The sequence below is a fragment of the Dyadobacter jejuensis genome (genome assembly GCF_003149085.1).
In the GTDB taxonomy this organism is placed as follows: Bacteria; Bacteroidota; Bacteroidia; order Cytophagales; family Spirosomataceae; genus Dyadobacter; species Dyadobacter jejuensis.
In genome coordinates this window covers 1-23,632 of record NZ_QGDT01000011.1, presented here as the reverse complement: position 1 = coordinate 23,632, position 23,632 = coordinate 1, and the positions used below count along the sequence as shown (strand labels likewise).

The window sequence follows — 23,632 nt, the reverse complement described above, 5'->3', positions numbered from 1 at the left end:
CCTTAAACTGTAAAAGTTTTAATTTTACATTGGTAATGAAGCAACAAAGGAAAAACGCCTAACGTTTCATCACGGGGGCAAGGGCCTGCTTTTTACTGAAATTTCTAGGTTATCGAGAAGAAAGGAAAAGTAATGAAGCCCCATAAGCTTGAACAGCACGACAAATGAAAAACTTCTATACCGTACTTCTAGGGCTTATATTGCTGCAGATCGTGCCAGCTGCGGCTCAGTATTGTCCACAGACAGGCGGTGGAGGCGGCTTTAGTTTCAATCCTTCTCATGGATGTGCTCCCTTGGAGGTGCAGGTGGCCAACGAGGTGGCCGGTGGGGACCTCATTAAATATGCCTACGATTTCGACAGAACGAGTATCGACCCACCCGCCGAGGCCGTTTTAACGGAAGATACACGGCATATCTATCCCGAAGCCGGGACTTTTACCATCGTACAAGTAGGGAGTGCCCATGGAACGGGTTTTCACTACTGCAACGATATTACCGTTTACGAGACGGCGGCTCCTGAAGCCCAATTGGTACTCTGTCCGGACGGTAAGGCATTATTGACCCTCCTGGAGAATAAGGCTACTAAGGTGTTCGATGGAATTATCGTTAATTGGGGAGATGGTAGCCCCCATGACACCTGGAAAAAAGGCGACGACTACGCTCTGGAGCACCAATATACCGTGCCTTTTTCAAAAATTACGGTGTATGGAAGCTATCAGGATGGCCGATGCTCCGGACTCACCCAGCCCCTGGTGTTAACTGCTGCCAATAGCGCCACCTCCTTGGCCGATATAAAAATTAGTAGCCTCGAAATGCTTTCCAATGGAAGAGCGAAGGTGACTTTCCAGGGCATGCAAGGCATAAAAACGGCCGTATGGCTGGACGAAGGTACTGGTACTTTCGTCGACACAGGAAAGGCAACCCAAGGTGCAGGAGTACAAATTGCCTACATCGAGAACTTGGACCCTACCAAGAGGTATCGATTTGCCCTAGTGTCGAGGGATATTTGCGATAACCCCGTGCAGAGTGAGATCGTCAGCAATATGGTGCTGGAAGAAGGAAGTGTGACCTTGGACGAAATCGTGTCGGTAACTTGGAAGAGTTTGCCTCACTCCAGCAAGCTGAGCCAATACCAGTTGAAAAGAGATGGTAAGGTGATATTCAGTAGTCCGAACGCCGTTTCCTATATCGACAATGCGGTACAGTGTGGGAAAACTTATCGCTATGAACTTTTGGCTGTACTGGAGAATGGTGCCGTATCGCATTCCAATGAGCTCGATTTGGTGCCTACCTCCTCAGCGCCCGAAAAAATCATTAATGGATACGTTTCGGTGCTGGACCCCGGGCAGGTAGAAACGCGTGTAAGCTTAACGGGAGTGGGGCTAACCAGCACCTACGACCTGATTGTGGAACGCAGCGAGGCCGGAGGTGCTGGTTTTGTGCCCGTTTCTCCAGACAACAATCAAGCTTTGAAGTTTTTGGACAGCCAGGTTCACCCAGCTCAAAGGAGCTATTGTTATCGATTTATTTATGAGAATGCCTGTCAGCTTCGGTCGCCACCCAGCGATGCGGTGTGTACCGTCTTGCTCAATGCGAGTGCTGCTGGATTAGAATGGACGACCTCCTCTCCGTTTTTAGAAGGGATCGACACTTATTTTTTAGAAGTAATCGATGAAAGTGGTTCCGTGATCGATGCAATCCCGAAGGGTAAGCTGCATAATCACCTGGTGAGCTTGAACGACCAGTCTATGACCAGCTATCAGTATAGGGCTAAGGTTTTGGGAGCGGGTGGGGAATGGAGCTATTCGAACGTCTTGATGTTCAGCAGGGACCCTATTCTACTGGTTCCCGATGCTTTTTCGCCCAACGGGGATGGTATCAATGAGTATTTCGAGGTGAAGGCCTATTTTACTACCCGCTTTGTCCTGTCCGTCTTCGATCGATGGGGAGGGGTGGTATTTCGGTCAGAAGATCCTGCCAAAGGCTGGGATGGATATCGGGATGGTAGCCTAGCGGCGGAAGGGTATTATACCTATAAAATTGAGGTTACCGATATAGGGGGACAGGTTCAGGTCCGTAAAGGGGGCTTTCTGCTGCTGCGATAGGAGACTTGACGGCTTAATATGGGAATCTAAATGGGTAATAGATGGTTTTAATAGCAGTAGATAAGGGGCCGCCTACCTACTTTACGCGACTAAAAGATACAAATAAGTAGAAAAAAGTGGTACTTTTATGCGTTCAAATGGGCTGTTATGACTGGTAAAAGTGCCAGAAAGATAGCCTCCCCTAGGGGGTAAGGTCCGAGTATTTAACAATACCAAAAAAATAGAGCGATGTTTGGAAATATGGGTGATATGATGGGCTTGATGGGTAAGATGAAGGACCTTCAAGCGAATATGAAGACGGCACAAGAGCAGCTGTCGGGGATTGTGGAGACGGCAGAGTCGGGTGGTGGCATGGTAAAGGCGACCGTCAATGGTCAAAAAACCTTGGTGGGCCTAGAGATAGATCCTGAGCTGGTCAATCCCGACGACAAGGAAATGTTACAAGACCTAGTGGTAGCGGCCGTCAATAAGGCTCTTGAGAATATTGAACCCAAGGTCAAGGAACATCTTCAAAAGGCCACAGCCGGGGTAATGCCCAATATACCTGGGTTCGACTTGAGCAGTTTAATGAAATAATGGAGTATTAATGAGCTCAGGCACGGCAGTAGTAATACTCAACTTTAATGGCAGGCATTACCTAGAAAAGTTTCTTCCAACTATTGTGGCGAATTCTGTTGGCTATCCTATTTGGATTGCCGACAATGCCTCTACAGACGAATCGATGGCTTGGTTACGGGAGCATCATCCGGAGATCCATACCATCCAAATCGCCGAAAACTTAGGCTATGCCGGCGGGTATAACTATGCACTTAGCAGGATCGATTCGAAATATTTTGTGTTGCTCAATTCGGATATTGAGGTTACCAAAAACTGGATCGATCCGGTAGTCCGTTTTATGGATTCCGATGAGAAAATTGCCGCCTGCCAGCCAAAAATAAGGGCATATGATCTACCTTCCCATTTCGAATATGCCGGAGCGGCAGGGGGTTATATGGATTATTTGGGCTATCCCTTTTGCCGAGGAAGAATATTCGATACACGAGAGGAGGACTTAGGCCAATACGACGACGAAGTCGATGTGTTTTGGGCCACTGGAGCCTGCCTGTTCGTGAGGGCCGAGGCCTTTAAGGCCGCCAAGGGGTTCGACGAAAGGTTTTTTGCCCATATGGAAGAGATAGACCTCTGTTGGCGACTGCTCAATGCAGGCTACCGCGTCACCTACTCGGGCCGGTCCACCGTATACCATGTGGGGGGAGGGACTTTACATAAGTCCAATCCTAGGAAAACCTTTTTGAATTACCGCAATAACCTGATTATGCTCTTTAAAAACCTCCCTAAAGGAAGGCGATGGAAGACCATTTTCTATCGGTTAATATTGGATGGGATATCCAGTGTACGGTTTATGGCCACTGGTGCCTGGCCCGACGTATTGGCCATTATCAGGGCGCACTTCGCTTTCTATGCCATGGTGCCCCGGCTCATAAGGCACGAGAAACGTACCCGTTATAGGGCTCCGCTATATTATAAAAGTGTAGTTTGGGAGTATTTTGTAAATGGTCACCATCACTTCCCTGATCTGCCCGGAATCCATACGGCTAAAGTTCCCAAACCGTAGGGTTATGATGCCGACGCCAGTGCTGCCGTACTTGCATCCAGAAGGCCATGACCAAATAGAGAATAATGGGCGAGCCAAAAGTCATAAAAGTAGCGTAAATAAAATAGAGCCGAATGCTACTGGCCGGTATCTTGAGTACTTCTCCCAAATTGGCACATACACCAAAGATTCGGTCTTCAACGAAATACCTCAGCTTATTCATGATCCTTGGGCCATTGGTAGCCTCATAATTTAGTATTTTCATGGTAATATACAATTTATGAGTAAATTTCAGTACAAATGAGCAAGAAGGAGCAAAATACCGTTAACTATTAAATATTCAAATTATTACCACAATTAAATTGTTTTCCCAACAATTTTTGTTTCTTTGTGATATAAGAATTTATGAAGGCTTCATTACTTTCAAGATGTTCTGATGCATAACTCCAAAATTTATATGGCTTCTTGACTGATATCCCTCTGTTTATATTGGAATCGCAAAGGTCTTCGAAAGAATGAATCTCCAATAAGTTCTTGATGTATATTCACCTTATTTCATTATTTATTACACTATTATGCCAACAGGTACTGTAAAATTTTTCAATGAGGCCAAGGGATACGGCTTTATCGTTGAAGACGACACCAACAGGGACATTTTCGTCCATGTGACAGGATTGGGCGGGCTCACGATCCGTGAAAATGACCACGTGGAGTTCGAAGTTGTAGAAGGTAAGAAAGGCTTAAATGCCGTTCAAATTAGAAAAATATAATTTTCTGATTGGTTAGCCTAAAGCCAAAACCGGTGTGTTATCCGGTTTTGGCTTTTTTTATTTAAGCTTCTATCCACTCCTTCACATGATCCAGGGTGGGCATTTTTTCGTTGATTTTAAGTTTCTTCCTCAAACCTCCCAAGTCGTTAAAAACCTTATTAGGGTTGGCCGATTTTAACTGCTCAATCGTAAATAGATTCATCTTTTGAAGGGCCGGTATCCATACCGCCGGAACTCCAGCGGCCACATAGTCGGCATCCTTGGCTAGTTCCACTTTCTTCTCTGGGCGCATCTGGGGGAAGAATATCACTTCCTGTATGCTGGCGTTATTGGTAAGCATCATGGTAAGGCGGTCGATGCCGATGCCTATACCCGAGGCAGGGGGCATGCCGTACTCCAGCGAACGTATAAAGTCGTCGTCCATTTCCATGGCCTCATCGTCTCCTCTTTCTTTTAATACGAGTTGGTCTTCGAAGCGTGCTTTTTGCTCGATGGGGTCGTTTAGCTCCGAATAGGCGTTGGCAATTTCTTTGCCATTGACGAATAACTCAAAGCGTTCGACCATCCCGGGCTTCGAACGGTGCTTTTTGGTAAGAGGCGACATCTCCACAGGGTGGTCAATAATAAAGGTAGGCTGTATGATATTCGATTCTACCTTCTCGCCAAATATCTCGTCGATCAGTTTTCCTTTGCCCATGCTGTCGTCCACCTCCATGCCCCATTCGCGGCACTGGGTCCTGATAGCCGCTTCGTCGAGTAGGTCTACATTCAGGCCTGTATATTGAAGGATGGCGTCGGTAATGCTGAGCCTAGGGTATGGTCCTGCAAAATCCAGCTCTACCTCGCCAAAAGTCGCTTTGGTAGTTCCATTTACGGCCAAGGCTACTTTTTCTAGGAGTTCTTCGGTCATTTGCATCATCCAAAGGTAGTCCTGATAGGCTACATAAAGCTCTACGGTAGTGAACTCTGGATTATGCGTGCGGTCCATCCCTTCGTTTCTGAAGAGCTTACCAAACTCATACACTCCTTCGAAGCCACCTACGATGAGGCGTTTGAGGTGGAGTTCCGTGGCGATACGGAGATAAAGCCCCATATCGAGGGCGTTATGATGGGTAGTAAAAGGCTTGGCAGCGGCACCACCATGGATCGACTGCAATACGGGGGTTTCCACTTCCAGCCAGCCACGGGTGTCAAAAAACGACCGCATGGTGCTGATGATCCTGGCCCGTTTAATAAATATATCGCGCACTTCTGGGTTCACGATCAGGTCCACGTACCGCTGGCGGTAGCGGAGTTCGGGATCGGTGAAGCCGTCATGTACTTTGCCATCCTCGTCGCGTTTTACCACGGGCAAGGGGCGTAGCGACTTGTTGAGAAGCTTAAACTCCTGAACATGAACGGATATTTCGCCAGTTTGGGTGGTGAATACAAAACCCTGCACGCCAATGATATCCCCAATGTCTAGCAGTTTTTTGAAAACAGTATTGTAGAGGGTCTTATCTTCGCCCGGGCATAGGTCGTCGCGGCGGAAGTAGAGTTGAATTCGGCCCGTGCTATCCTGGAATTCGGCAAAAGCGGCACTCCCCATGATCCGGAACCCCATGAGCCGGCCTGCCATGCTCACGTTCTTATAGTCAATCTTACGGTTTTCGTAATTTTTACTAATGTCGTCGGCATAGGCATTTACCGGAAAGGCCTCTGCCGGGTAGGGCTCGATACCCATTTTTATCAAATCTTCCCGCTTCTGACGGCGTAGTATTTCCTGTTCGCTCAGTAACATCTGTATGTTTCGCTTGTTTTGGCTAAAATCGCCTCCTAAATATCCTTTTTCTTTTCATTAGGAATTTAAAAGAGACCGCAAAACTAACATTTTTTACGCTCATTCCCGCAAAATGCCTCTTCTTGGCTATGTTCCTTCCTGAATTATTCTTTACCTAAGATATTGAGGTATAAAAGGAGCTGCGGGGAGAAGTGTATCGGTTGTATCCTAATTCGTAAGCTTCGTTTAGGAATAGTTTTTGATAGAAGGGTTTATTTATTCGGGATATTCATTTAAGTTTAAAGGAATATCTTTATACTTCTATGACCATCATGTTAGGCAGAATTTTAAAAGCTTTAGGGATTGCCTGTCTGGTGATAATTTTCTTGTTTGGGGCCATTGAGGTATGGGTGCTCAAGCATAGGCAGGAGATTTTTAGGGAGATTCAAACGCAAGTTTCCGGGCAGATTCACGGGGATCTGGCCATTGGCGACTTCAAATTCCGGCCATTTAGTGGGGGCTTCGGACTCAACTTTACCTTATCCGACGTCGTGCTGACCGACAGCCTGTACGCTCAACATCAGACGCCCCTTCTAAAAGCGGAGTTTATACATGTGGCTCTCGATTTTAGCAGCTTGTACAAAGGGGTAGTAAAAGTGAGGAATTTGGTTTTTCAGGATGGAGCCTTCTTGGTTTTTGTCCGAAAGGATGGCTATACGAATGCTACCGTATTTCAGAAGTCCAGAGCTAGTGAGGAGGAGGAACGTAAAGAACAGGCCAATTTGGAGGACGCCATAAGTCGGCTGCAACGGCTCAGGTTTATGAACTTCAAAATTCAGTATACCGACTCCCTGACCGGCAAGCGGTATGGGGCGCTGTTTCAGGATGCCATTAGTGGGTTGGTCAAGCATGATACCGCTGCGGTGGTAAGTCTGAATGGCCGCGCTCTATTCGACGGACTGGTGTTCAAACCGGAAAAGGGTGGTTTTTTGGTCGATCAGCAGACTACCCTTCAGCTAAACATAGCTTTTCAGGAGCGATCGGTAGTGCTATTACCTTCTACCCTGCAGACGTCCTTCCAGGACCAGATTAAGCTACAAGGCCGTTTCGATCTTGAGGATTCGATCAAAAGTTTTAGCATGAATTTCCAGGCCGCAAATATAGCCGTATCACATGCTCTACCCTTACTCACCCAACGCATACGTGAACAAATAGACTCTATCGGGATAAAGACCCGAGTCGATGCCGACGTCAGCGTTTCTGGTCAGCTGGGGCTTGCGCCGCCTCTAGTAGCGCTGAATTTCGAAACCAAGACTTTCGATTTTAATTTACCACTAGGTACTATCAAGAATGTGCGGGCGGCAGGTACCTTTACCAATCAGGCCGATACGACCCAGTTGCCAAGTGTGCACAACAGTAGGCTTACCTCCAAAGCCGTGAAGGGACAGTTCAACTCTTTGCCTTTCGATTTTCAGCTGACTGTCACCGACTTTAAGGACCCCTATGCCGTGCTGGATGGACACTTTCGGGCCGATTCGGTCCATAATTTGGACGAGTTATTGGATCCCAAGCGGTATAGAATCACGAAGGGGCGGGTCAATATAGAATTTCATTTCGATGGGCGTCTTAAGAAATTTTTCGATCCCCAGAAGGAGAAGTTTAACGGCAGCCTTTGGGGGACCGCCTCTCTTCACGACCTGTCGGTGGACTATATTTCACGTGGCGTGCATCTGAGCAAATTGACCGGAAAGTTTGTATTCAACGAATCAGCCTTGGTCTTTCCCTCACTTTCTTTTAATGATGGCCAAAACGATCTTTTTTTAAAGGGTAGACTTATCGATTTGTTGCCCTACCTGTTTGGTTCCGCCAAGCCTTTGCAAGCGGTGGTGGACATTAACATCCCCAACTGGAAACTGACCTGGATAGAGGCCTTGTTGGCATCTAACCGAAAGGCACGACCCGTGCGGAGGAAGAAAGTAAAGCTAACCGATGTACTGGAGGATGTGATCGATAATATGACTATCGCCGCCCGTCTAACCGCTAATAACCTTACCTATAAGCGATTTAGTGCCAAACAGGTGCAAGGAGATTTTATCGTGAAGGACAACAGTATCAGCATCAAAAATTTTCAGATGAATGCCTTTGGGAAAGGGCGGTTTGAGATATCTGGCGAATTGGACAACAACAATCCCCAGACCTACCCGCTTGTCAAGATGAAGGGGCATTTGTCCAATGCCAATGTGAGCACGGTGTTGAGTTCTTTTAATAATTTTGGGCAGAAAACCGTTACTAGTGAGAACCTGAAGGGCTTGCTTACAGCCGATTTTCAGTTTCAGTCGGGGCTCAATAATGCCGCTAAGTTGATGCCCAAGACCATGCAGGGGGCTGTAAAGGTCAATTTGCGGAATGGTCATTTGATAGACTTCGAGCCTTTTTTAAAAATGAAAAGGTTGATATTTAAAAGGAGAAATTTCGAGAATGTACGGTTTGCTCCTATTCATGGGGACTTCTTGGTGAAAGGGGAGGAGATAGAGGTACGCAAAATGGAGGTGGAGTCCAGTGTGATGACCCTGTTCGTAGATGGGGTCTATAGCTTTGGCAATAAAACCAATATCAATATTCAGATCCCCTTGAGTAATCTTAAAAAGAGAGACTCTACCTATGTGTTGAACCCCAACGACCCGTCGAGTCGGGAAGGATCCAATATTTATTTGAGAGCCGAAGACGATGGTAGTGGGGAGGTCAATATCAAGCTTGCCTTTCGAAAAAAGAAAGACAAGCCTCAAGACCAAAAATCGGTAAAATAGCTAGGAATTAATATTTTGGGTGGCAAACATATAGCCCACGCCCTTTAGGGTTTTAATATAGCTCTCTCCGAGTTTTTCACGCAATTTGCGGATATGTACATCTACCGTTCTCTCGAGCACATAAATGTCGGCACCCCATATTTTTTGCAGCAATTCATCGCGGCTAAATACCTTGTTGGGCGTCTGTGCTAGGAAGAAAAGCAGTTCAAATTCTTTTTTGGGGAGGACGATGGCATTAGCCTGGCCTTGGGTTACGGTGTAGTTTTTTCTGTTGATAGAAAGGTCCAACACGTCGATCTGGTCGCCCGATTCCGCTTTTTGAGCCTCTCTACGGAACAAGGCGTTGATTCGGCTCATCAGCGCACGGGGCTTAATGGGCTTGGTGATATAGTCGTCGGCCCCTACCTCGAAGGCGGCTACTTCAGAATATTCCTCCGACCTCGCAGTAAGGAAAAGAATATAGGTGTTCTTTAATTCAAGGTTCTGTCTGAGTATGCGTCCCGTTTCGATCCCATCCATTTGAGGCATCATAATGTCGAGTAAGATCAGGTCGGGGATATAAGTTTTTGTGATCTCGATAGCTTGCTTTCCATTGGAGGCCGTTTCTACGGTATATCCTTCCTTTTCCAGATTATACTCCAGAAGCTCCACGATATCGGAATCGTCGTCCACTACCAATACCTTGGGCGCCGTAGTATTTGCTTTTGCCGTGCTCATTTGTGTTTTCGTTTAAACTGGCTCGAAATTAGTATTTGTGATTTTCACATTATATGCGCCGCTTCAATCATAACAAAATCATAATATTAACGGCGTGTGATTTTGAAAATCTGTCCTTGTTCATTAGTGGCTAAAAGGTCCGTATTATTCAGAAATACCAATGCCTCTGACTGTTTATGAAAAAATTTGAAACATCCGTTTGGGGTATCAAAATTAACACGACCAGACGGGATTGCGAACAATAGAACCTTGCTGTAGGTCAACAGTGCAAAGGTTTTGCCGTCGGGGCTCCTGTCGGCAGCGGTGATTTGGCTATTCATGGCTAGGCTGTCGACCAAGGTGGCAGTATATTTTCCAGGGGTAGCGGGTATTCGATACAATTTTACAAAAAGCTTCGTCTTGCTCCTATTTTTTGAAAATAAATACAGGCTGTCGTTCGAATAAAAGAAGGCCTCGCAATCGAAGTTAAAATCTTCTGGAGCTGGGGGGAATGTTTTTTGGTCGGGATAGGAAAACTCTATCTTCTCGGCGGGGGGGATTGGCTGTCCCGCTCTAGGACTTTGTATTTTGTAGATAGTCAGGTCTTTACGGCTGTTTCCATTATTGCCCATATCGCCTATAAATAGGGCTCCATCGGGCCCCTGAGCGAGTTCTTCCCAGTCGCGATTGGTGGCATGGGGGATGTCCCTGCGCTCGATGAGTGCGCCTTTTTGGTCGATACGGAAGAGGCTGGCCTCCCCTCCGCTGTCGTTATGCGTCCAGAAACTGGTGCCGTCGCGGTGCATTGCTAAGCCTGAACTTTCGGGGACGGCTGTGGGGAGTCTGCCAATTTTTCTAATTTTGTATTGTGAACCAACCTTTTCCGTATGATTTACCTTTTGATCAAATTGGCAAGTGGTAAACAAGGACTTCACAGCAATCCATATATATACTAACTTACTCATGAAACTCAATTTACGTTCGGATCAAAACAAAGATAAGCAAAGAGATCCCTATTATTACAAGCTGGCCAGCATACTGGTTGCCCTCGTAGCGGGGGTCATGATCCTGGATACCTTACAAGAAACCATCATTCCTCTGGCTTTTTCGGTCTTGCTCGCTATCCTCCTGCATCCCTTTTGTGCGTGGATGGAGCTCCGTAAAATCCCCCGTATTGCAGCTATTTTGCTCAGTATTTTTGGGTTGGTGGTGGTGCTGGCTGGGTTGGTCAGCCTGGTGTCCATGCAGATAGGCAGCCTCGCCGAAGAGCTACCTCGTATCTCCAAAAAAGCCGATGCTTTTATAGACCAAGGACTCACGATGGGAGAGCAATACCTCGACATCAGCAGGAGCGAGCAGGTGAGCCAAGTAAAAAAATACCTGATAAACACCTTGAGCGAAGGCAAAACCGTCATACTGAATACCCTGCTGTCTACCACCGGGGCTATATCGACCTTCGTGTTGATTCCACTATATGTGTTTTTCTTTTTGCTCTACCGCGACTTCTTCCGGCGCTTCGTCCATAAAGCCTTTCACCGCATCGAAAAAGTGAAGCTGGATCAGCTCCTAAAGAAAATCTATGAGGTAATTAGGAGTTATCTTTCGGGCCTCTTTTTAGTAATTCTTATTGTAGGTGTTCTTAATAGCATCGGCCTGCTAATACTAGGCATTCCCCATGCCATATTCTTTGGCTTTTTGGCGGGCTTCTTGATACTGATCCCCTACATTGGAATACTGATCGGCTCGGTGCTACCGGCCCTATTGAGTCTCGTTACGATGGATTCACCCTGGTATGCCGTAGGGGTCATAGGGGTCATGAGCTTTGTGCAGTTTTTGGAAGGTAACTTCATTACTCCCAATATTGTAGGTTCTAAGGTGAGCGTCAACCCCTTGGCGGCTATCGTTGCTTTATTTTTGGGTGGGCAGCTATGGGGGCTCTCGGGCTTGATCCTGGCGCTGCCATTGACGGCCATCATCAAGGTCATTATGGATGCGATTCCGAGTATGGAGCCTTACGGGTTTTTGCTTGGTGAGCCAGAGTACGAGATTAAAGAAGAGCTGGCATTGGAGCAAGAAAAGGCTCAGCAACGGCCTCCTCGTCGCAAGCCGCGCTATCGCAAGCCTCGTAACAAGCCTACCGATGGCGATGGGCCAATCCAGAAAGCGCCCATTCCAGGGGCTGATTAAGGGGTTTGAACGGCCTTTTCCACGCTGATTCCCACGCTCATCACGAAGGGCAGTGGGTTTTGGCGCATCGACTGCGTAAGGGTGAAGGTGTATTCACCCTTACGGTCGAAAGTATAGTTCTGAAGTACCGGAATCTTGTGATCGAAAAGGTCGCCTAGGCCCTTGCCAAAAGGCTTTCCGGTGGTTTGGTTCGACATAAATAATTCGTCCAACATACTTGAAATAGGCTGACCATCGGGGCCCGTGATCTTCTTGGAGATGTATAGGTTGTAGTAAGGGTATTGCAAAGAATTGCGAATCAGGTAGTATACATGATAGCGTTGGGTGGTATCGTCTATGCTCACTTTGAAGGTGGGCTTATTGTCCAGATACCACATCCCGTCGGGAATGTCCTCATAAGCACTGTAAACGACGTTTTCGTTACATGCAAACATACAACAGCCCAAAATGGCCCATGCTATAGCCCTTATCACTTTCATACTTGATATTCCGATTTAACTTGTAGACAAAGCTACTGGTCAGGGGTTAGGTTTCAAAACTAAACCGACAATTGCCCAGAGAAATAACGTTTCAGCCAAGTATGGTCGGCGGGGACTTTCCATTTGGTCATCCACTGTGCTTTGGTGCTTACCTGGTTGTCGAAGACGGTGGTATAGCGGCCAATAATTTCGTTAGCTACGGCCTGCTTAATGCCAGGTACGGGTACGGTTTGTAGACCACCCTGGGCATCGAGATAGGCTAGGGAGCGGTCGAAGAAGTCGATCTGCAATTGGTGGCCTATTTCTTGCACCCAATGGGTGAGCTTATCGATAGAACAGCCACTAGGCAGCTCATCCCGTTCGTCGACGGCCACCACCACGAAGCGGTTTTCAAAGAGCTTGACGGAAGCGGTAAGTGCTTTGCCATGGGCCTCCCAATTTTCTACCGACGACTTTAGGGTCTCGGTTATGGTGTCGTTTTCGCTTTCTGTTAAAGAGCGGTTGGCCTGGAATATCCAAATTCGGGAGTTAAGATCTATTTCGTTGAATGGTACGTACATGGTCGTTGTGGTTTATGCCGGTATCAAGGCGCTATATTGCCTTCTAGCTTTAACAGCCTAAGGGCTGTCAAAGTTCTAGGGGTGTTTTTATTCCTTATCAAAACGTGGTCAATGTTTTTTTGGTATACCTTATAATTCATTGGCTTGCACGAGCAGCTCGGCAAGGTCATATACTCTGATACTGTCCTCCTTCTCTTTATTTTTAAGGCCGTCGCTCATCATCACCATGCAAAAAGGGCAAGCTACGGCGATGGTGGTGGCTCCAGTGGCAATAGCCTCTTCTACCCTTTCGATATTGACATCCTTTTTGCCGGTCTCGGGCTCTTTAAACATCTGCCCTCCGCCTGCTCCACAGCATAGGCCCTTGGTCTTGCAGCGTTTCATTTCCACCAATTCGGCGTCGAGCGTTTCGAGAACTTGGCGGGGAGCCTCGTATATGTCGTTGGCTCTGCCCAGATAGCAGGAGTCGTGGTAGGTGATCTTTTGTCCCTTGAAGCTACCACCCCCCTGAAGGCCTATCTTTCCGTCGTCGATCAGCTGTTGTAAGTAGGTGGAATGGTGTATCACTTCATAATGGCCTCCCAGCGCGGGGTATTCGTTTTTGAGCGTGTTGAAACAATGGGGGCAAGCCGTCACGATTTTCTTGACCCCATACATATTGAGCACCTGGATATTGCCCAAAGCGAGCATCTGAAAGGTAAACTCATTGCCTGCCCTGCGTGCGGGATCGCCGGTGCAGCTTTCCTCGGTTCCGAGTACGGCAAAGCGTACCCCTACTTTATTGAGGATTTTGGTAAAGGCCAGGGTGACTTTCTTGTACCGGTCGTCGAAGGACCCGGCGCAGCCTACCCAGAACAGCACTTCTGGACTTTCATTTTTGGCGGCCATTTCGGCCATCGTGGGGATCATCAATTCTGTATCGGGCATAGTCTGTTTTTCTTAAGGTTGGGAAATAAGCGGAGCCGTTTCTGTTAACTGCTACGGCCAGAGGCCCAGTTGAAGCGGTCGGCAGGGGAGAATTTCCATGGCGCTTGGTTAGTCTCCAGGTTTTGGAACATGGCATTCCAAGAGGCCGGGGCTTGGGCCTCTTCCATGACCCTATACCGGCGCAGCTGCAGAATGATATCCAGTGGGTTGATTAGGATGGGGCATTCTTGCACACAGGCATTGCAGGAGGTACAGGCTAGCAGTTCTTCGTCGAGGATATAATCGCCTAGGAGGCTTTTGCCGTCGTCGACTACCTTGCCTCCATTTTGCTGCATATTGCGACCCAAGTCCTCGAGGCGGTCGCGGGTGTCCATCATAATTTTCCGTGGCGAGAGTAGCTTTCCCGTCATATTGGCCGGACATGCCGAGGTGCAGCGCCCACATTCGGTACAGGAATACGCATCCATGAGGCTTTTCCAGCTAAGGTCCGATACATCTTTGGCACCAAAGCGGTCGGGGACTACGGCGGCCTGCCCGGGGTTGTCGGTAGGCAGGCCGAGCATCGCCTGCACTTCACCGGTTATCTCGGGCATGTTTTGCATGGTGCCCATGGGCGTCAGCTTAGCGAAATAGGTGTTGGGAAAGGCCAAGGCGATGTGTAAATGCTTTGAATAGGTGACATAGACGGCGAACCCTAGAATGCCGACGATATGCAGCCACCAGGCTATTCTTTCGAAGAGGATGAGGTTGGCTTCGTTCCAGTTTGTAAAAATGGGCAACAAGGCCTGGCTGATTAGGAAGGGCCCTGTGGGTGTATAATGACTACTTCCTAAGCGTTGCAAGGCTAAGTCGGCCCCGTTCATCGATAGGATGGCGATCATCAACACGATTTCTAGTATCAATATGACCGAGGCGTCCAGCTCTGGCCAGCCGTTCATCTCCCGGTGCCTGGAAGCCTGCAGCCGGTCGACTTTCAGGATCCAGCGTCTTACCAAAAAGAGCAGACAGGCTAGGAGGACTCCCAGGGCCAGGATTTCGAAGAATCCAATGAGTACCGTATAAAAACCGCCTAATAGGGGAGCTAAAATACGGTGCTTCCCTAGGAGGCCGTCGAGGACGATCTCCAGCACTTCGATGTTGATGAGCAAAAAGCCTGCATATACCACAAAATGCAGCAAACCGACCACCGGCCTGTCGAACATTTTCTTTTGACCAAAGGCTATGCGGAGCATGGTGGAGAGCCTGCGGCTGGGTTGGTCGAGCCGGTCTTCTGCTTTGCCGAGCCTAATGGTGCGGCTTATCAGGGTTACCCGCTGGTAGATCAGCCAGCAGGCTGTACCGAAAATGGCTAGAAAAAGTATTTGTTGGGCTAGGACCATATATCAGGAGTCTTTAGGTGGGAACCACTAGTTAGTATGCTTGCATAATATAAACAAATATGGTAAAAATGCCGCATAGCTCCGAATTTGGACACTTAATTTTTTTATAAAAGGGTAACTGATAGATAATCAGAAGGTTTGAAGAATTTGAAAGAAAACAGTAAAAAAAAATAAATTTATTTTCAGAAAAAATTTGGAATCAATTCCGATCCAACTACCTTTGCAGTCCCGAAAGGAACCAATTGAGCCTGGTGATGTAGCTCAGTCGGTAGAGCAAAGGACTGAAAATCCTTGTGTCGGCGGTTCGATTCCGTCCATCACCACAACGACAATATTAAAGCCCCTGACTATTAATTAGTTAGGGGCTTTAGTCGTTTTGGGGGGGATTATTTTTTAGCTATAGGCATTAGGCCGTAAGCTATAGGAATTCCGTTTTCGAGCACAGGGGGCAAGATGGATTTAATCTCCAATAAGTATCTTGATCGTATTTAGCCGACAGCTGAAAGCCGACGGCCGACAACCCTAAAATCACCCTTTTAGGGATCACCTCTGTTATAGACCAAGATATGGTAGGGCTAAGCTGGTACAAACACTTGACGATCATTCTACCAGGTTGCTCCTTATCAGCTTGTTTTGATCCGTTAAAATCACATTTCTTTGTTTATAATTCGATATATTTGTAATACTATAATGTTATTAATAACACATTATAGTTCTTAAATAATGCCATGATATCACTTATAACTCCCTCAAAGGCCCTTCGAAAACTTGCTGAAAATGTCCGTTCCAGGCGTTTAAGTGTGGGTCTTACTCAGGAAGGCCTGGCAGAGCGCTCGGGGGTTGCCCTGCCAACTTTAAGGAAATTTGAGCAGAAAGGGGTGATCTCGTTGGAGTCATTCCTTAAGCTTCTATTGGTGGTTGGTGGCCTGGAGGAAGTGTTGGAGGCTGTCAAACCAGAAAAGCCAACTTTTAATTCTATCGATGAGGTATTGAAGGAAGATAAGGTAATCCGTAAACGAGGCCGTCACAAATGAAACGACCCATCACAGAACTCAAAGTAGGATTGGATTTCGGAAGTAAGATTCTTCCGGTCGGGCGTTTGGCTATGCGCGACCATACCGTTTATTTTGAATATCAAGCCTCAATTATTCAAACAAGATTGGAGATTTCTCCACTACGTTTGCCTATCAAAACAGGCGTTACCGCTTTTAAAGCGAGACCGTTCGAGGGATTGGCAGGGGTTTTTAGCGACAGCCTGCCTGACGGCTGGGGTCGTTTATTATTTGACCGCCTTTTGCGTTCTCAAAACATGTTGCCGTCAGATATTACTCCACTGGACCGTTTGGCATATGTGGGGTTTCACGGAATGGGAGCCTTAGTATATGAACCGGATTATAGTCCGTCTGATGTAAAAGATGGCTTGATCGATCTGGACCATCTTGCTCAGCAAGCCGGCGAGGTTCTTACAGGAAGTTCAGAAGAGATCATTCAGGAACTTCTGTCTTTAAATGGGTCATCTGCCGGGGCAAGACCTAAAGCACTTATAGGGGTTGATGAGACCCGTCAGAACATTTCTCATGGAGCGAAGCAACTCGCCCAAGGATTTGAACCTTGGCTGGTCAAATTTCCGAATTCTCAAGACGGGCTGGATTCCGGCGCTATTGAATACGTGTATGCGCTCATGGCCAAGGATGCGGGCGTTGTAATGTCTGAAGCTTATTTATTCACAGCCAGTAAGGGAAGCGGATATTTTGCGGCAAAACGTTTTGATCGGGATGGAACAAAACGGTACCATATGCATACCGTGAGCGGGTTGTTGCATAGCGATTTTCGGACACCGTCATTGGATTATGAAGATTTGCTGATGTTAACAGCGCAGCTTACAAAAGACATCCGGGAAGTTGAGAAAATGTATAGATTGGCTGTTTTCAATGTCCTGGCGCATAACCGGGATGACCATGCCAAAAATTTCAGTTTTCTGATGGATGAAAAAGGCGAGTGGAAGTTATCGCCAGCTTATGATCTGACGTTTTCTAATGGCCCTGGGGGAGAACAAAGCACCATGGTTATGGGCGAGGGGAGAATTCCCGGTGACAAGCAGCTTGTAAAGCTGGGTCTTGAAGCGGGTCTGTCAAAAGCACTTGTCGAAGAGTGTATAGCCCAAACCAGGTCTGCCTTGGGCCTGTGGAAGACTTTGGCAAAAGAATACGGCGTAAGTCAGTCAAATATTGATTTGATAAATAAAAGACTGGCATGAAATGGCTCACCGACCCCCTAAATGCTTGGACAGCGATTAAAGTTTTTTTCAAACATTAATTGTCTATAACTGCGATACTGCGCCGGTCATTATGGTAATCAAGGGGCCACTTTTCAGCTACCAGTATAAGTTTTTAATGCCTTAACTGTTTTTTCTCTTACAGGGGCTCACCGGGTGGCGAATGTTAAGAATGAAACTGTAAATTTGTCAGACCATTGGAGCTAACACTCCAAAACCATTTATGGAGGGGTCAATATCAGTAGAAGGGGGTCAGCATTGAGCAGCATATGCCCCTGTTCTATTTTCACCAATTTTTGAATGCAGGTGACGTATCTTATCAGAGGTTATATTGCTAATTTTATGATTGCCAAATATAGGGAATACCTGATGTTCCATCATTTTTTTATTGTCCTGAGGTCTTTTGGTGAACTTCAGGGCGTGATGTCGGTAGTATTCATTATATAGATCCTTAAAGGTTATTTCCCTTCTTTCCGCAATTTTATCTTTATGCGGATTTCCACCTAATGTGATGACGGAGGCTAATTTTTGCGCTTGGTTTCGAGCTTGCTCGATTGTAATGTCCGGATATCTACCAATCTTTACTCGCTCAGGAATTCCTTGAATTTTACGATACAGAACAAAAGTATGGACACCATTAGGGTAGATAACCAACTATAGACCTGGAATTTTGCTATCAGTTATATGATAGCGTTTTTCAGAAGGTACAAGTTGATTAATGGATTCTTTCTTAAATGTTACGTTGTTTCGGCTCATTAGTCTTTAGCGCCAGTGCTATCCTAGTGCTACCACGAGGGTTAAATAACGACAATTTAAGTTTACCTTGTTTGACCTGTGTTTCAAGCAAAAACAACGTTTTATAATGACTGTTTATCAGGGTTAATATCACATAATACGGCTGGGATATCCTTGACATGGAAGGGGTCACAGGTTCAAATCCTTTTACGCTCACCAAATTTCAAATACTTATTTGAAATTTTTGATTGCTCCGAATTTCCAGTCCTACCGCAATACTACCGTTAGCATTAATGTTTGGTAATACTTTTTTTAGTTAATATTGGTTCATCCCCAATTTAATCGCCTCCTGATAGCTTTCATACGCTGATTTGAGGACAATTAGTCGCCACGTATTAACAACTTCGTCTTTGTCACTATCTACAAAACGTTTGGGCGCTATCAAGCCATCACAGGTGCGAGCTTGCAGATAATAGGGAAAAGTTTGGGGCACAAATCGCCACACTTCCATTGAATCCAATAGATCGTGTTGATTTTATTGAAACAGCAAATGAGGCTTTCGAGGATGTCATGGAACGGATAGAACCAGATAGTCCAGACCTAGCGCGCGAGCTTTGGGATGTTGAGGTTTATGTGGACACCATGCTGACGCCAGATATGTCGCCGATAAACAAGGGTCATGCCCTGTCACTGGTTGAGGATTTCCTTGTTCATCATGTGATCGACTTAGCAACGCAGGCGGACAGGACGGCAGCGAAAGCTTAGTCGTGCGGCAAAGAAACTAATAAACCTTGGGGCTTATCTAGCCTAATGGATATCAGCCCCAAGAAGAATGAACATTCTACCGCTGGAATATATTCAAAACGGCTCTGTTTTCCGGCTCAGGAAAAAAGAGGCACATACAAAAAGGTTTACCAAACATATTATTTATAAACTATTAGTTTATAAATTGTGGTAATTATAAACTTTACGCTTTATAAAGTTTGTTTTATTCTGTATAGATAAACTATGAGTATATCAAGTGAGACAAAAATAAACCTTTTGTTGCAAGACTGGCCCTTAGGAACGGTCTCTGCCACCTCGTGGCTTAATCAAAAGGGATATTCTAATCAGTTGCTCAACCGATACAAAAAGAGCAGGTGGCTGGAATCTTTTGATACGGGAGCTCTGAGGCGTGTCGGCGATTCCGTAAGTTATGAAGGCGCTATCTATACCTTACAACACCAACTCGCTCTCTCCATCCATCCAGGGGGCAGAGCAGCCTTATCCTTGTTGGGCAAAGCCCATTATTTGGAATTGGCTCAGTCCAAAGTCGATTTATTCGGCGCAGAGAAAGAAGTATTGCCAGCCTGGTTCAAAAACACAGATTGGGGCATAAAGCTGGACTATCATCAATCCTCTTTTCTACCTGCTGAGATCGGGATGACAGAAGTGACAGTTAAATCTTTTTCCATCAAAGTGTCGTCGGCAGCCAGGGCGATGATGGAATGCCTGTATCTGGCCACTAGCAGCCTGGATTTAGTAGAATGCTATCAGTTGATGGAAGGCATGAATAACCTGCGCCCTAATTCAGTTCAGCAGCTTTTAGAGCAATGTAATTCTATAAAGGTAAAACGCCTATTTCTATACATGGCAGAAAAGGCAGATCACCAATGGGTTCAGTATCTGACAATCGAAGAAATCGACATGGGAAAGGGGAAACGCAGTTTCGTTAAGAACGGAAGTTATGTTTCTAAGTATCAAATAACAGTGCCTAAAGAAATGGAAAAGAATGGAAAACAGACTTTATAAACGACAGGTCGGGTTACTTCTGGATGTATTGCCAGAAGTTGCAAAAGAAAATTGTTTTGCATTGCATGGCGGCACTGCTATCAATCTATTTGTTCGCAATATGCCTCGGCTATCAGTTGATATCGATTTAACCTACCTTCCGATTGAAGACAGGGAAACATCCTTACGCAATATCGGGGAAGCTTTGGAAAGAATACAGGGCAGGATAGAAAATACAATTACATCTGTCCGTGTGCAGCATAAAAAGGAGATTGCAAAGCTTCTGATCTCTTCACAAGGGGCGGAAATAAAACTGGAAGTCAATTTGGTCGGGCGAGGCTCATTCAAGGAACCGGTAAAAATGCGCCTTTGTGAAAGGGCTCAGGAAGAATTTGATGTATTTGCTGCTATTTCGGTTGTTCCATTCGGACAACTTTTTGGCGGAAAAATATGTGCCGCCCTTGACCGCCAGCACCCACGGGATTTATTTGATGTCAAATATCTCTTGAGCAATGAGGGATTTTCTGATGAAGTCAGACAGGGTTTTCTCTTCTGCCTACTTGGTAGTGACCGACCAATAAATGAAGTGATCATGCCGAATTTTCAGGATCAGCGTCTGGCTATGGTGAACCAATTTTCAGGAATGAGCGCTGAGGAGTTTAGTTACGAGGAATATGAAGCCGTAAGAGAGCAACTTGTAAAGACTGTCAACGAGAAGCTAACCAAATCAGATAAAGCTTTCCTCCTCAGTTTTAAAAATGCAGAGCCCGATTGGTCCATTTATGATTTTGAGAGGTTTCCCTCGATTCAATGGAAACTCCGTAATTTGAATATCCTAAAGCAACGCAACCCTGAAAAACATCGAGAACAGTATGAGTTACTAAAAGAAAAGCTTGGCTAGTCGTGTATTCATAATATGGAGTATCCGAAATACTTTTTATCCTGCACAATCAATGTCACCGTTAACTAATAATGCTTGTATCTAGTTGTAGCGTTCAAATAAATGTTGTAAAATTGCTATTTACGCATTTTTAGAAACCCTCTGAATGATCACAAAATTTAAAAGCATTAAAAACCTTGCAGTGTTTCAAAATTTTCTTTGGGACACCCATCTTCGAGATAAAGGGAACAATATTTGTTCCTTCAAGAAAATCAATATTCTCTACGGAAGAAATTATTCAGGTAAAACAACTCTTTCTCGTGTGTTGCGTGGACTGGAAACGGGAAATATTTCAGAACGTTACGAGTCTCCTGAATTTACCGTGCTGCTAAGCGATGCAACAGAAATAAATCATGGGAATTTAAACACGTGCACAAAGACTATCAGAGTTTTTAATGAGGACTTTATTCGGGATAATCTCAGATTTATAAACAATCCTGATGAGAACATCGAGCCTTTCGCTATTCTGGGAGGTAACACTCAAATTGAAGATGAGATTAAAGCTCTTAAAGATGCACTTGGAAATAATGAAGACAAAAAGGAAACAGGACTTTATCTGGAGTTAGTAGCTGCCGTTGAAAAGCTAACAGATACTGATAAAAATTATCAATCAGCTTTCAAGAAACTTGATAATCAGTTGACTGAAAAGGCCACTAATAGAAAAATTGGAATTAAATATAAGCCGGAGCGATTTGGTGATGTAAACTATACAAAACCCAAGTTAGAGGCTGATATTCTGTCCATTTTGAGTAGTAAATACAGCCCGGTATCAACAGTTAGGCAGAGTGAACTCGAAAGATTACTAATTGAGACCCCAAATGCGCCCATTCCTGTTGGAACTACATTTGATAGTAAATTTCATGAACTTGTACGGAAATCAAAGGAACTTATAACAAGGGAAATAGGGGCTTCTGATAAAATCGACGAACTTGTAAAAGACGCAATTCTGAATCGCTGGGTAAAAGAAGGCAGATTGCTTCACAAAGAGAAGCGGTCTGATTGCGCGTTTTGCGGAAATATTATTGATGAGGCGAGATGGGAGAAACTCGATAAGCATTTCGATGAAGAATCTAAGGCCTTGGAGGATAACATCGATTCATTAATTGCAGAGATAGCTATTGAAAGAAAGATAGTTGAAGGTTGCGGCAAATACGATAAAGGACTTTTCTACTCAAAATTCCAACATCGTGTTTCTCGAATCCGTGTTCTTGCAACTGGAAGAGCGAAGCAATATATCAATGAGCTTAACAGCTTAGAGGAACAACTGAAGAAGCGAAAAGATGACCTTATAAATTCAGCGATTTTCAGTACATGTGTCGATTATTCCGATCACTTGCAACGAGCCTCTAAAATGTATGAGGAGGCTCGGCAATTATCCAACAAATACACGGCCTCGCTCACTACTGAGCAAACGGAGGCAAGAAAATTACTTCGTTTGAAAGAAGTTCATGACTTTTCTTCTGTGATAAAATATTCCGAGACATCAAAATCATTGAAAGATCTTGAAAAAAAATTAACCGATGCGAAAAAGTCTCGTGATGATATCAAGACGGATATATCTAAAAAAGAACGTGAAATCGAGGCGAAGAAGAGACTTCTAAATGATGAAGAGAAGGGAGCAATTCAGGTCAATAAATATCTGAACGATTTTTTTGGACATGATTTTTTATCGCTACAGGCAGTAAGTGGAGAAGATCAGCTTGACGCAAATAAAAAAGCTAGATTTGAAATTATACGAGGTACAAAAAAGGCACATCATTTGAGTGAAGGAGAATGTAGTCTTATCGCTTTCTGTTATTTCATGGCTAAGCTTGATGATATTGAAACAAAAAATACTAAGCCAATTATTTGGATAGATGATCCAATATCAAGTTTGGATAGTAATCATATCTTCTTTGTTTACAGCTTAATTAACGCAGAAATAGTGGCGAAGGAACTGTACGACCAGTTGTTCGTTTCTACGCATAATCTTGATTTTCTAAAATATTTAAAACGACTTCCTGGTGCATTGAATAAAAATAATTCTGAATATTTCATAATTACGAGAGAGGGTGCAAGTAGCAAAATCAAGCTAATGCCAGCATATTTGAAGAACTATGTAACAGAATTTAATTATTTGTTTCATCAAATTTATAAATGTTCTGTTGCGGATGATGATAACGAAGAAGATCATCACTTGTATTATAATATTGCTAATAATACTAGAAAGTTCCTAGAGGCATTTTTATTTTATAAATATCCAAATGCAATCGAAAAGGATGATAAACTAGGTAGATTTTTTGGTGGAAATAATCCTGGTGCTGCTTTGACAGATCGAGTTAATAATGAGTATTCTCATTTGGAGGCGTTATTTGAGCGTAGTATGCGACCAATCGACGTTCCGGAAATGAAAAAAGTAGCGTGCTTTATACTTAGTAAAATTGCGGAGAAAGATAATGACCAATACGAGTCACTCTTAAAGAGCGTTGGAATTGAGATTAACAACGTCGCAGTCGTGGCATAGTAAAATGCTTTATAACGGTATGCGATCAAATTGCAACGAGCCATAGATTATTATAATACTCCCCAGAATTAGGGCCACTGTTAAAATTTAATTTTTAATCTTAAATTAGTGGAACTATGAGAGCAAAAAGGAGAAAATTCAGTTCA

21 protein-coding genes and 1 tRNA gene are annotated in these 23,632 nt (G+C 45.0%); 13 read left to right on the top strand and 9 right to left on the bottom strand.

Translation table 11 applies throughout. The features are described 5' to 3' along the window. The first annotated feature begins 164 nt into the window (after positions 1 to 164). The 3 genes from CLV98_RS17715 (at position 165) to CLV98_RS17705 (ending at position 3,720) form a co-directional block, all read left to right on the top strand. Complete coding sequence (locus CLV98_RS17715; RefSeq protein ID WP_109676406.1) at positions 165 to 2,105, top strand: T9SS type B sorting domain-containing protein; 1,941 nt, start codon at positions 165 to 167, stop codon at positions 2,103 to 2,105. Between the two features lie 228 nt (positions 2,106 to 2,333). Continuing rightward, on the top strand, positions 2,334 to 2,681 hold the full coding sequence (locus tag CLV98_RS17710) for a YbaB/EbfC family nucleoid-associated protein (protein WP_109676404.1): 348 nt from the start codon (positions 2,334 to 2,336) through the stop codon (positions 2,679 to 2,681). Between the two features lie 10 nt (positions 2,682 to 2,691). Further along, positions 2,692 to 3,720 (top strand): glycosyltransferase family 2 protein, encoded by a 1,029-nt coding sequence (locus CLV98_RS17705; RefSeq protein ID WP_109676402.1) that lies wholly within the window; start codon positions 2,692 to 2,694, stop codon positions 3,718 to 3,720. Here CLV98_RS17705 and CLV98_RS17700 read toward each other — a convergent pair. Further along, on the bottom strand, positions 3,701 to 3,922 hold the full coding sequence (locus CLV98_RS17700; protein ID WP_109676672.1) for a PspC domain-containing protein: 222 nt from the start codon (positions 3,920 to 3,922) through the stop codon (positions 3,701 to 3,703). The two genes, CLV98_RS17705 and CLV98_RS17700, sit on opposite strands and share 20 nt — an antisense overlap. A 352-nt stretch (positions 3,923 to 4,274) precedes the next feature. On the opposite strand from CLV98_RS17700, the gene CLV98_RS17695 reads away from it, so the two are divergent. Beyond that, the gene (locus CLV98_RS17695; protein ID WP_109676400.1) at positions 4,275 to 4,469 is read left to right on the top strand and encodes a cold-shock protein; all 195 of its coding nucleotides are present in this window, start codon (positions 4,275 to 4,277) and stop codon (positions 4,467 to 4,469) included. A gap of 61 nt (positions 4,470 to 4,530) precedes the next feature. On the opposite strand, the gene lysS is transcribed toward CLV98_RS17695, so the two are convergent. Beyond that, complete coding sequence (gene lysS / locus CLV98_RS17690) at positions 4,531 to 6,249, bottom strand: lysine--tRNA ligase (protein WP_109676398.1); 1,719 nt, start codon at positions 6,247 to 6,249, stop codon at positions 4,531 to 4,533. 302 nt (positions 6,250 to 6,551) lie between these two features. On the opposite strand from lysS, the gene CLV98_RS17685 reads away from it, so the two are divergent. Continuing rightward, the gene (locus tag CLV98_RS17685; RefSeq protein WP_229203443.1) at positions 6,552 to 9,035 is read left to right on the top strand and encodes an AsmA-like C-terminal region-containing protein; all 2,484 of its coding nucleotides are present in this window, start codon (positions 6,552 to 6,554) and stop codon (positions 9,033 to 9,035) included. Here the strand turns inward: CLV98_RS17685 and CLV98_RS17680 are convergent, their stop codons facing one another. Then, positions 9,036 to 9,752 carry a response regulator transcription factor gene (locus CLV98_RS17680; protein WP_109676396.1) on the bottom strand — a complete coding sequence of 239 codons (717 nt, stop codon included), beginning with the start codon at positions 9,750 to 9,752 and terminating at the stop codon, positions 9,036 to 9,038. Positions 9,753 to 9,838: 86 nt separating this feature from the next. Beyond that, positions 9,839 to 10,696, bottom strand: coding sequence for a hypothetical protein (locus CLV98_RS17675; protein ID WP_109676394.1), 858 nt, complete (start codon positions 10,694 to 10,696; stop codon positions 9,839 to 9,841). On the opposite strand from CLV98_RS17675, the gene CLV98_RS17670 reads away from it, so the two are divergent. After that, complete coding sequence (locus CLV98_RS17670; protein ID WP_109676392.1) at positions 10,695 to 11,918, top strand: AI-2E family transporter; 1,224 nt, start codon at positions 10,695 to 10,697, stop codon at positions 11,916 to 11,918. The genes CLV98_RS17675 and CLV98_RS17670 overlap by 2 nt on opposite strands. Here CLV98_RS17670 and CLV98_RS17665 read toward each other — a convergent pair. From CLV98_RS17665 to CLV98_RS17650, 4 genes are all read right to left on the bottom strand, one after another. Then, positions 11,915 to 12,397 carry a gliding motility lipoprotein GldH gene (locus tag CLV98_RS17665; RefSeq protein WP_109676390.1) on the bottom strand — a complete coding sequence of 161 codons (483 nt, stop codon included), beginning with the start codon at positions 12,395 to 12,397 and terminating at the stop codon, positions 11,915 to 11,917. The genes CLV98_RS17670 and CLV98_RS17665 overlap by 4 nt on opposite strands. Before the next feature lie 59 nt (positions 12,398 to 12,456). Beyond that, positions 12,457 to 12,957 (bottom strand): hypothetical protein, encoded by a 501-nt coding sequence (locus tag CLV98_RS17660; protein WP_109676388.1) that lies wholly within the window; start codon positions 12,955 to 12,957, stop codon positions 12,457 to 12,459. Between the two features lie 129 nt (positions 12,958 to 13,086). Then, positions 13,087 to 13,884, bottom strand: coding sequence for a (Fe-S)-binding protein (locus tag CLV98_RS17655; RefSeq protein ID WP_229203442.1), 798 nt, complete (start codon positions 13,882 to 13,884; stop codon positions 13,087 to 13,089). A gap of 44 nt (positions 13,885 to 13,928) precedes the next feature. Then, a complete protein-coding gene (locus CLV98_RS17650; protein ID WP_109676386.1) occupies positions 13,929 to 15,263 on the bottom strand; it encodes a 4Fe-4S dicluster domain-containing protein in 1,335 nt (444 codons plus the stop codon). A gap of 250 nt (positions 15,264 to 15,513) precedes the next feature. Between CLV98_RS17650 and CLV98_RS17645 the strand changes: the two genes are divergently transcribed. The 3 genes from CLV98_RS17645 (at position 15,514) to CLV98_RS17635 (ending at position 17,520) form a co-directional block, all read left to right on the top strand. Next, positions 15,514 to 15,586 (top strand) — tRNA-Phe (locus CLV98_RS17645). A gap of 405 nt (positions 15,587 to 15,991) precedes the next feature. Continuing rightward, positions 15,992 to 16,297 carry a helix-turn-helix domain-containing protein gene (locus tag CLV98_RS17640; protein WP_211320062.1) on the top strand — a complete coding sequence of 102 codons (306 nt, stop codon included), beginning with the start codon at positions 15,992 to 15,994 and terminating at the stop codon, positions 16,295 to 16,297. Further along, positions 16,294 to 17,520 carry a type II toxin-antitoxin system HipA family toxin gene (locus CLV98_RS17635; RefSeq protein WP_109676384.1) on the top strand — a complete coding sequence of 409 codons (1,227 nt, stop codon included), beginning with the start codon at positions 16,294 to 16,296 and terminating at the stop codon, positions 17,518 to 17,520. Before CLV98_RS17640 ends, CLV98_RS17635 begins: the two co-directional genes overlap by 4 nt. A gap of 270 nt (positions 17,521 to 17,790) precedes the next feature. Here CLV98_RS17635 and CLV98_RS17630 read toward each other — a convergent pair whose 3' ends face one another. Next, positions 17,791 to 18,192, bottom strand: coding sequence for an integrase arm-type DNA-binding domain-containing protein (locus CLV98_RS17630; RefSeq protein ID WP_109676382.1), 402 nt, complete (start codon positions 18,190 to 18,192; stop codon positions 17,791 to 17,793). A gap of 591 nt (positions 18,193 to 18,783) precedes the next feature. On the opposite strand from CLV98_RS17630, the gene CLV98_RS17620 reads away from it, so the two are divergent. The 4 genes from CLV98_RS17620 to CLV98_RS17605 all read left to right on the top strand — a co-directional run bounded on the left by CLV98_RS17620 (position 18,784) and on the right by CLV98_RS17605 (position 23,486). Then, positions 18,784 to 19,038, top strand: a complete 255-nt coding sequence (locus CLV98_RS17620) for a hypothetical protein (RefSeq protein ID WP_109676377.1) — start codon at positions 18,784 to 18,786, stop codon at positions 19,036 to 19,038. Between the two features lie 243 nt (positions 19,039 to 19,281). After that, positions 19,282 to 20,064 (top strand): type IV toxin-antitoxin system AbiEi family antitoxin, encoded by a 783-nt coding sequence (locus tag CLV98_RS17615; RefSeq protein WP_109676376.1) that lies wholly within the window; start codon positions 19,282 to 19,284, stop codon positions 20,062 to 20,064. Beyond that, positions 20,045 to 20,944 carry a nucleotidyl transferase AbiEii/AbiGii toxin family protein gene (locus CLV98_RS17610; RefSeq protein ID WP_109676374.1) on the top strand — a complete coding sequence of 300 codons (900 nt, stop codon included), beginning with the start codon at positions 20,045 to 20,047 and terminating at the stop codon, positions 20,942 to 20,944. The genes CLV98_RS17615 and CLV98_RS17610 overlap by 20 nt, the downstream gene beginning before the upstream one ends. Before the next feature lie 145 nt (positions 20,945 to 21,089). Next, positions 21,090 to 23,486, top strand: a complete 2,397-nt coding sequence (locus CLV98_RS17605) for an AAA family ATPase (protein ID WP_109676372.1) — start codon at positions 21,090 to 21,092, stop codon at positions 23,484 to 23,486. Positions 23,487 to 23,632 lie beyond the last annotated feature (146 nt).

Bases quoted from the DNA above. Each gene is read 5' to 3' on its own strand.
- CLV98_RS17715 (WP_109676406.1), top strand. From the start codon at position 165: ATGAAAAACTTCTATACCGTACTTCTAGGGCTTATATTGCTGCAGATC.
- CLV98_RS17710 (WP_109676404.1), top strand. From the start codon at position 2,334: ATGTTTGGAAATATGGGTGATATGATGGGCTTGATGGGTAAGATGAAG.
- CLV98_RS17705 (WP_109676402.1), top strand. From the start codon at position 2,692: ATGAGCTCAGGCACGGCAGTAGTAATACTCAACTTTAATGGCAGGCAT.
- CLV98_RS17700 (WP_109676672.1), bottom strand. From the start codon at position 3,922: ATGAATAAGCTGAGGTATTTCGTTGAAGACCGAATCTTTGGTGTATGT.
- CLV98_RS17695 (WP_109676400.1), top strand. From the start codon at position 4,275: ATGCCAACAGGTACTGTAAAATTTTTCAATGAGGCCAAGGGATACGGC.
- lysS (WP_109676398.1), bottom strand. From the start codon at position 6,249: ATGTTACTGAGCGAACAGGAAATACTACGCCGTCAGAAGCGGGAAGAT.
- CLV98_RS17685 (WP_229203443.1), top strand. From the start codon at position 6,552: ATGACCATCATGTTAGGCAGAATTTTAAAAGCTTTAGGGATTGCCTGT.
- CLV98_RS17680 (WP_109676396.1), bottom strand. From the start codon at position 9,752: ATGAGCACGGCAAAAGCAAATACTACGGCGCCCAAGGTATTGGTAGTG.
- CLV98_RS17670 (WP_109676392.1), top strand. From the start codon at position 10,695: ATGAAACTCAATTTACGTTCGGATCAAAACAAAGATAAGCAAAGAGAT.
- CLV98_RS17675 (WP_109676394.1), bottom strand. From the start codon at position 10,696: ATGAGTAAGTTAGTATATATATGGATTGCTGTGAAGTCCTTGTTTACC.
- CLV98_RS17665 (WP_109676390.1), bottom strand. From the start codon at position 12,397: ATGAAAGTGATAAGGGCTATAGCATGGGCCATTTTGGGCTGTTGTATG.
- CLV98_RS17660 (WP_109676388.1), bottom strand. From the start codon at position 12,957: ATGTACGTACCATTCAACGAAATAGATCTTAACTCCCGAATTTGGATA.
- CLV98_RS17655 (WP_229203442.1), bottom strand. From the start codon at position 13,884: ATGCCCGATACAGAATTGATGATCCCCACGATGGCCGAAATGGCCGCC.
- CLV98_RS17650 (WP_109676386.1), bottom strand. From the start codon at position 15,263: ATGGTCCTAGCCCAACAAATACTTTTTCTAGCCATTTTCGGTACAGCC.
- CLV98_RS17640 (WP_211320062.1), top strand. From the start codon at position 15,992: ATGATATCACTTATAACTCCCTCAAAGGCCCTTCGAAAACTTGCTGAA.
- CLV98_RS17635 (WP_109676384.1), top strand. From the start codon at position 16,294: ATGAAACGACCCATCACAGAACTCAAAGTAGGATTGGATTTCGGAAGT.
- CLV98_RS17615 (WP_109676376.1), top strand. From the start codon at position 19,282: ATGAGTATATCAAGTGAGACAAAAATAAACCTTTTGTTGCAAGACTGG.
- CLV98_RS17610 (WP_109676374.1), top strand. From the start codon at position 20,045: ATGGAAAACAGACTTTATAAACGACAGGTCGGGTTACTTCTGGATGTA.
- CLV98_RS17605 (WP_109676372.1), top strand. From the start codon at position 21,090: ATGATCACAAAATTTAAAAGCATTAAAAACCTTGCAGTGTTTCAAAAT.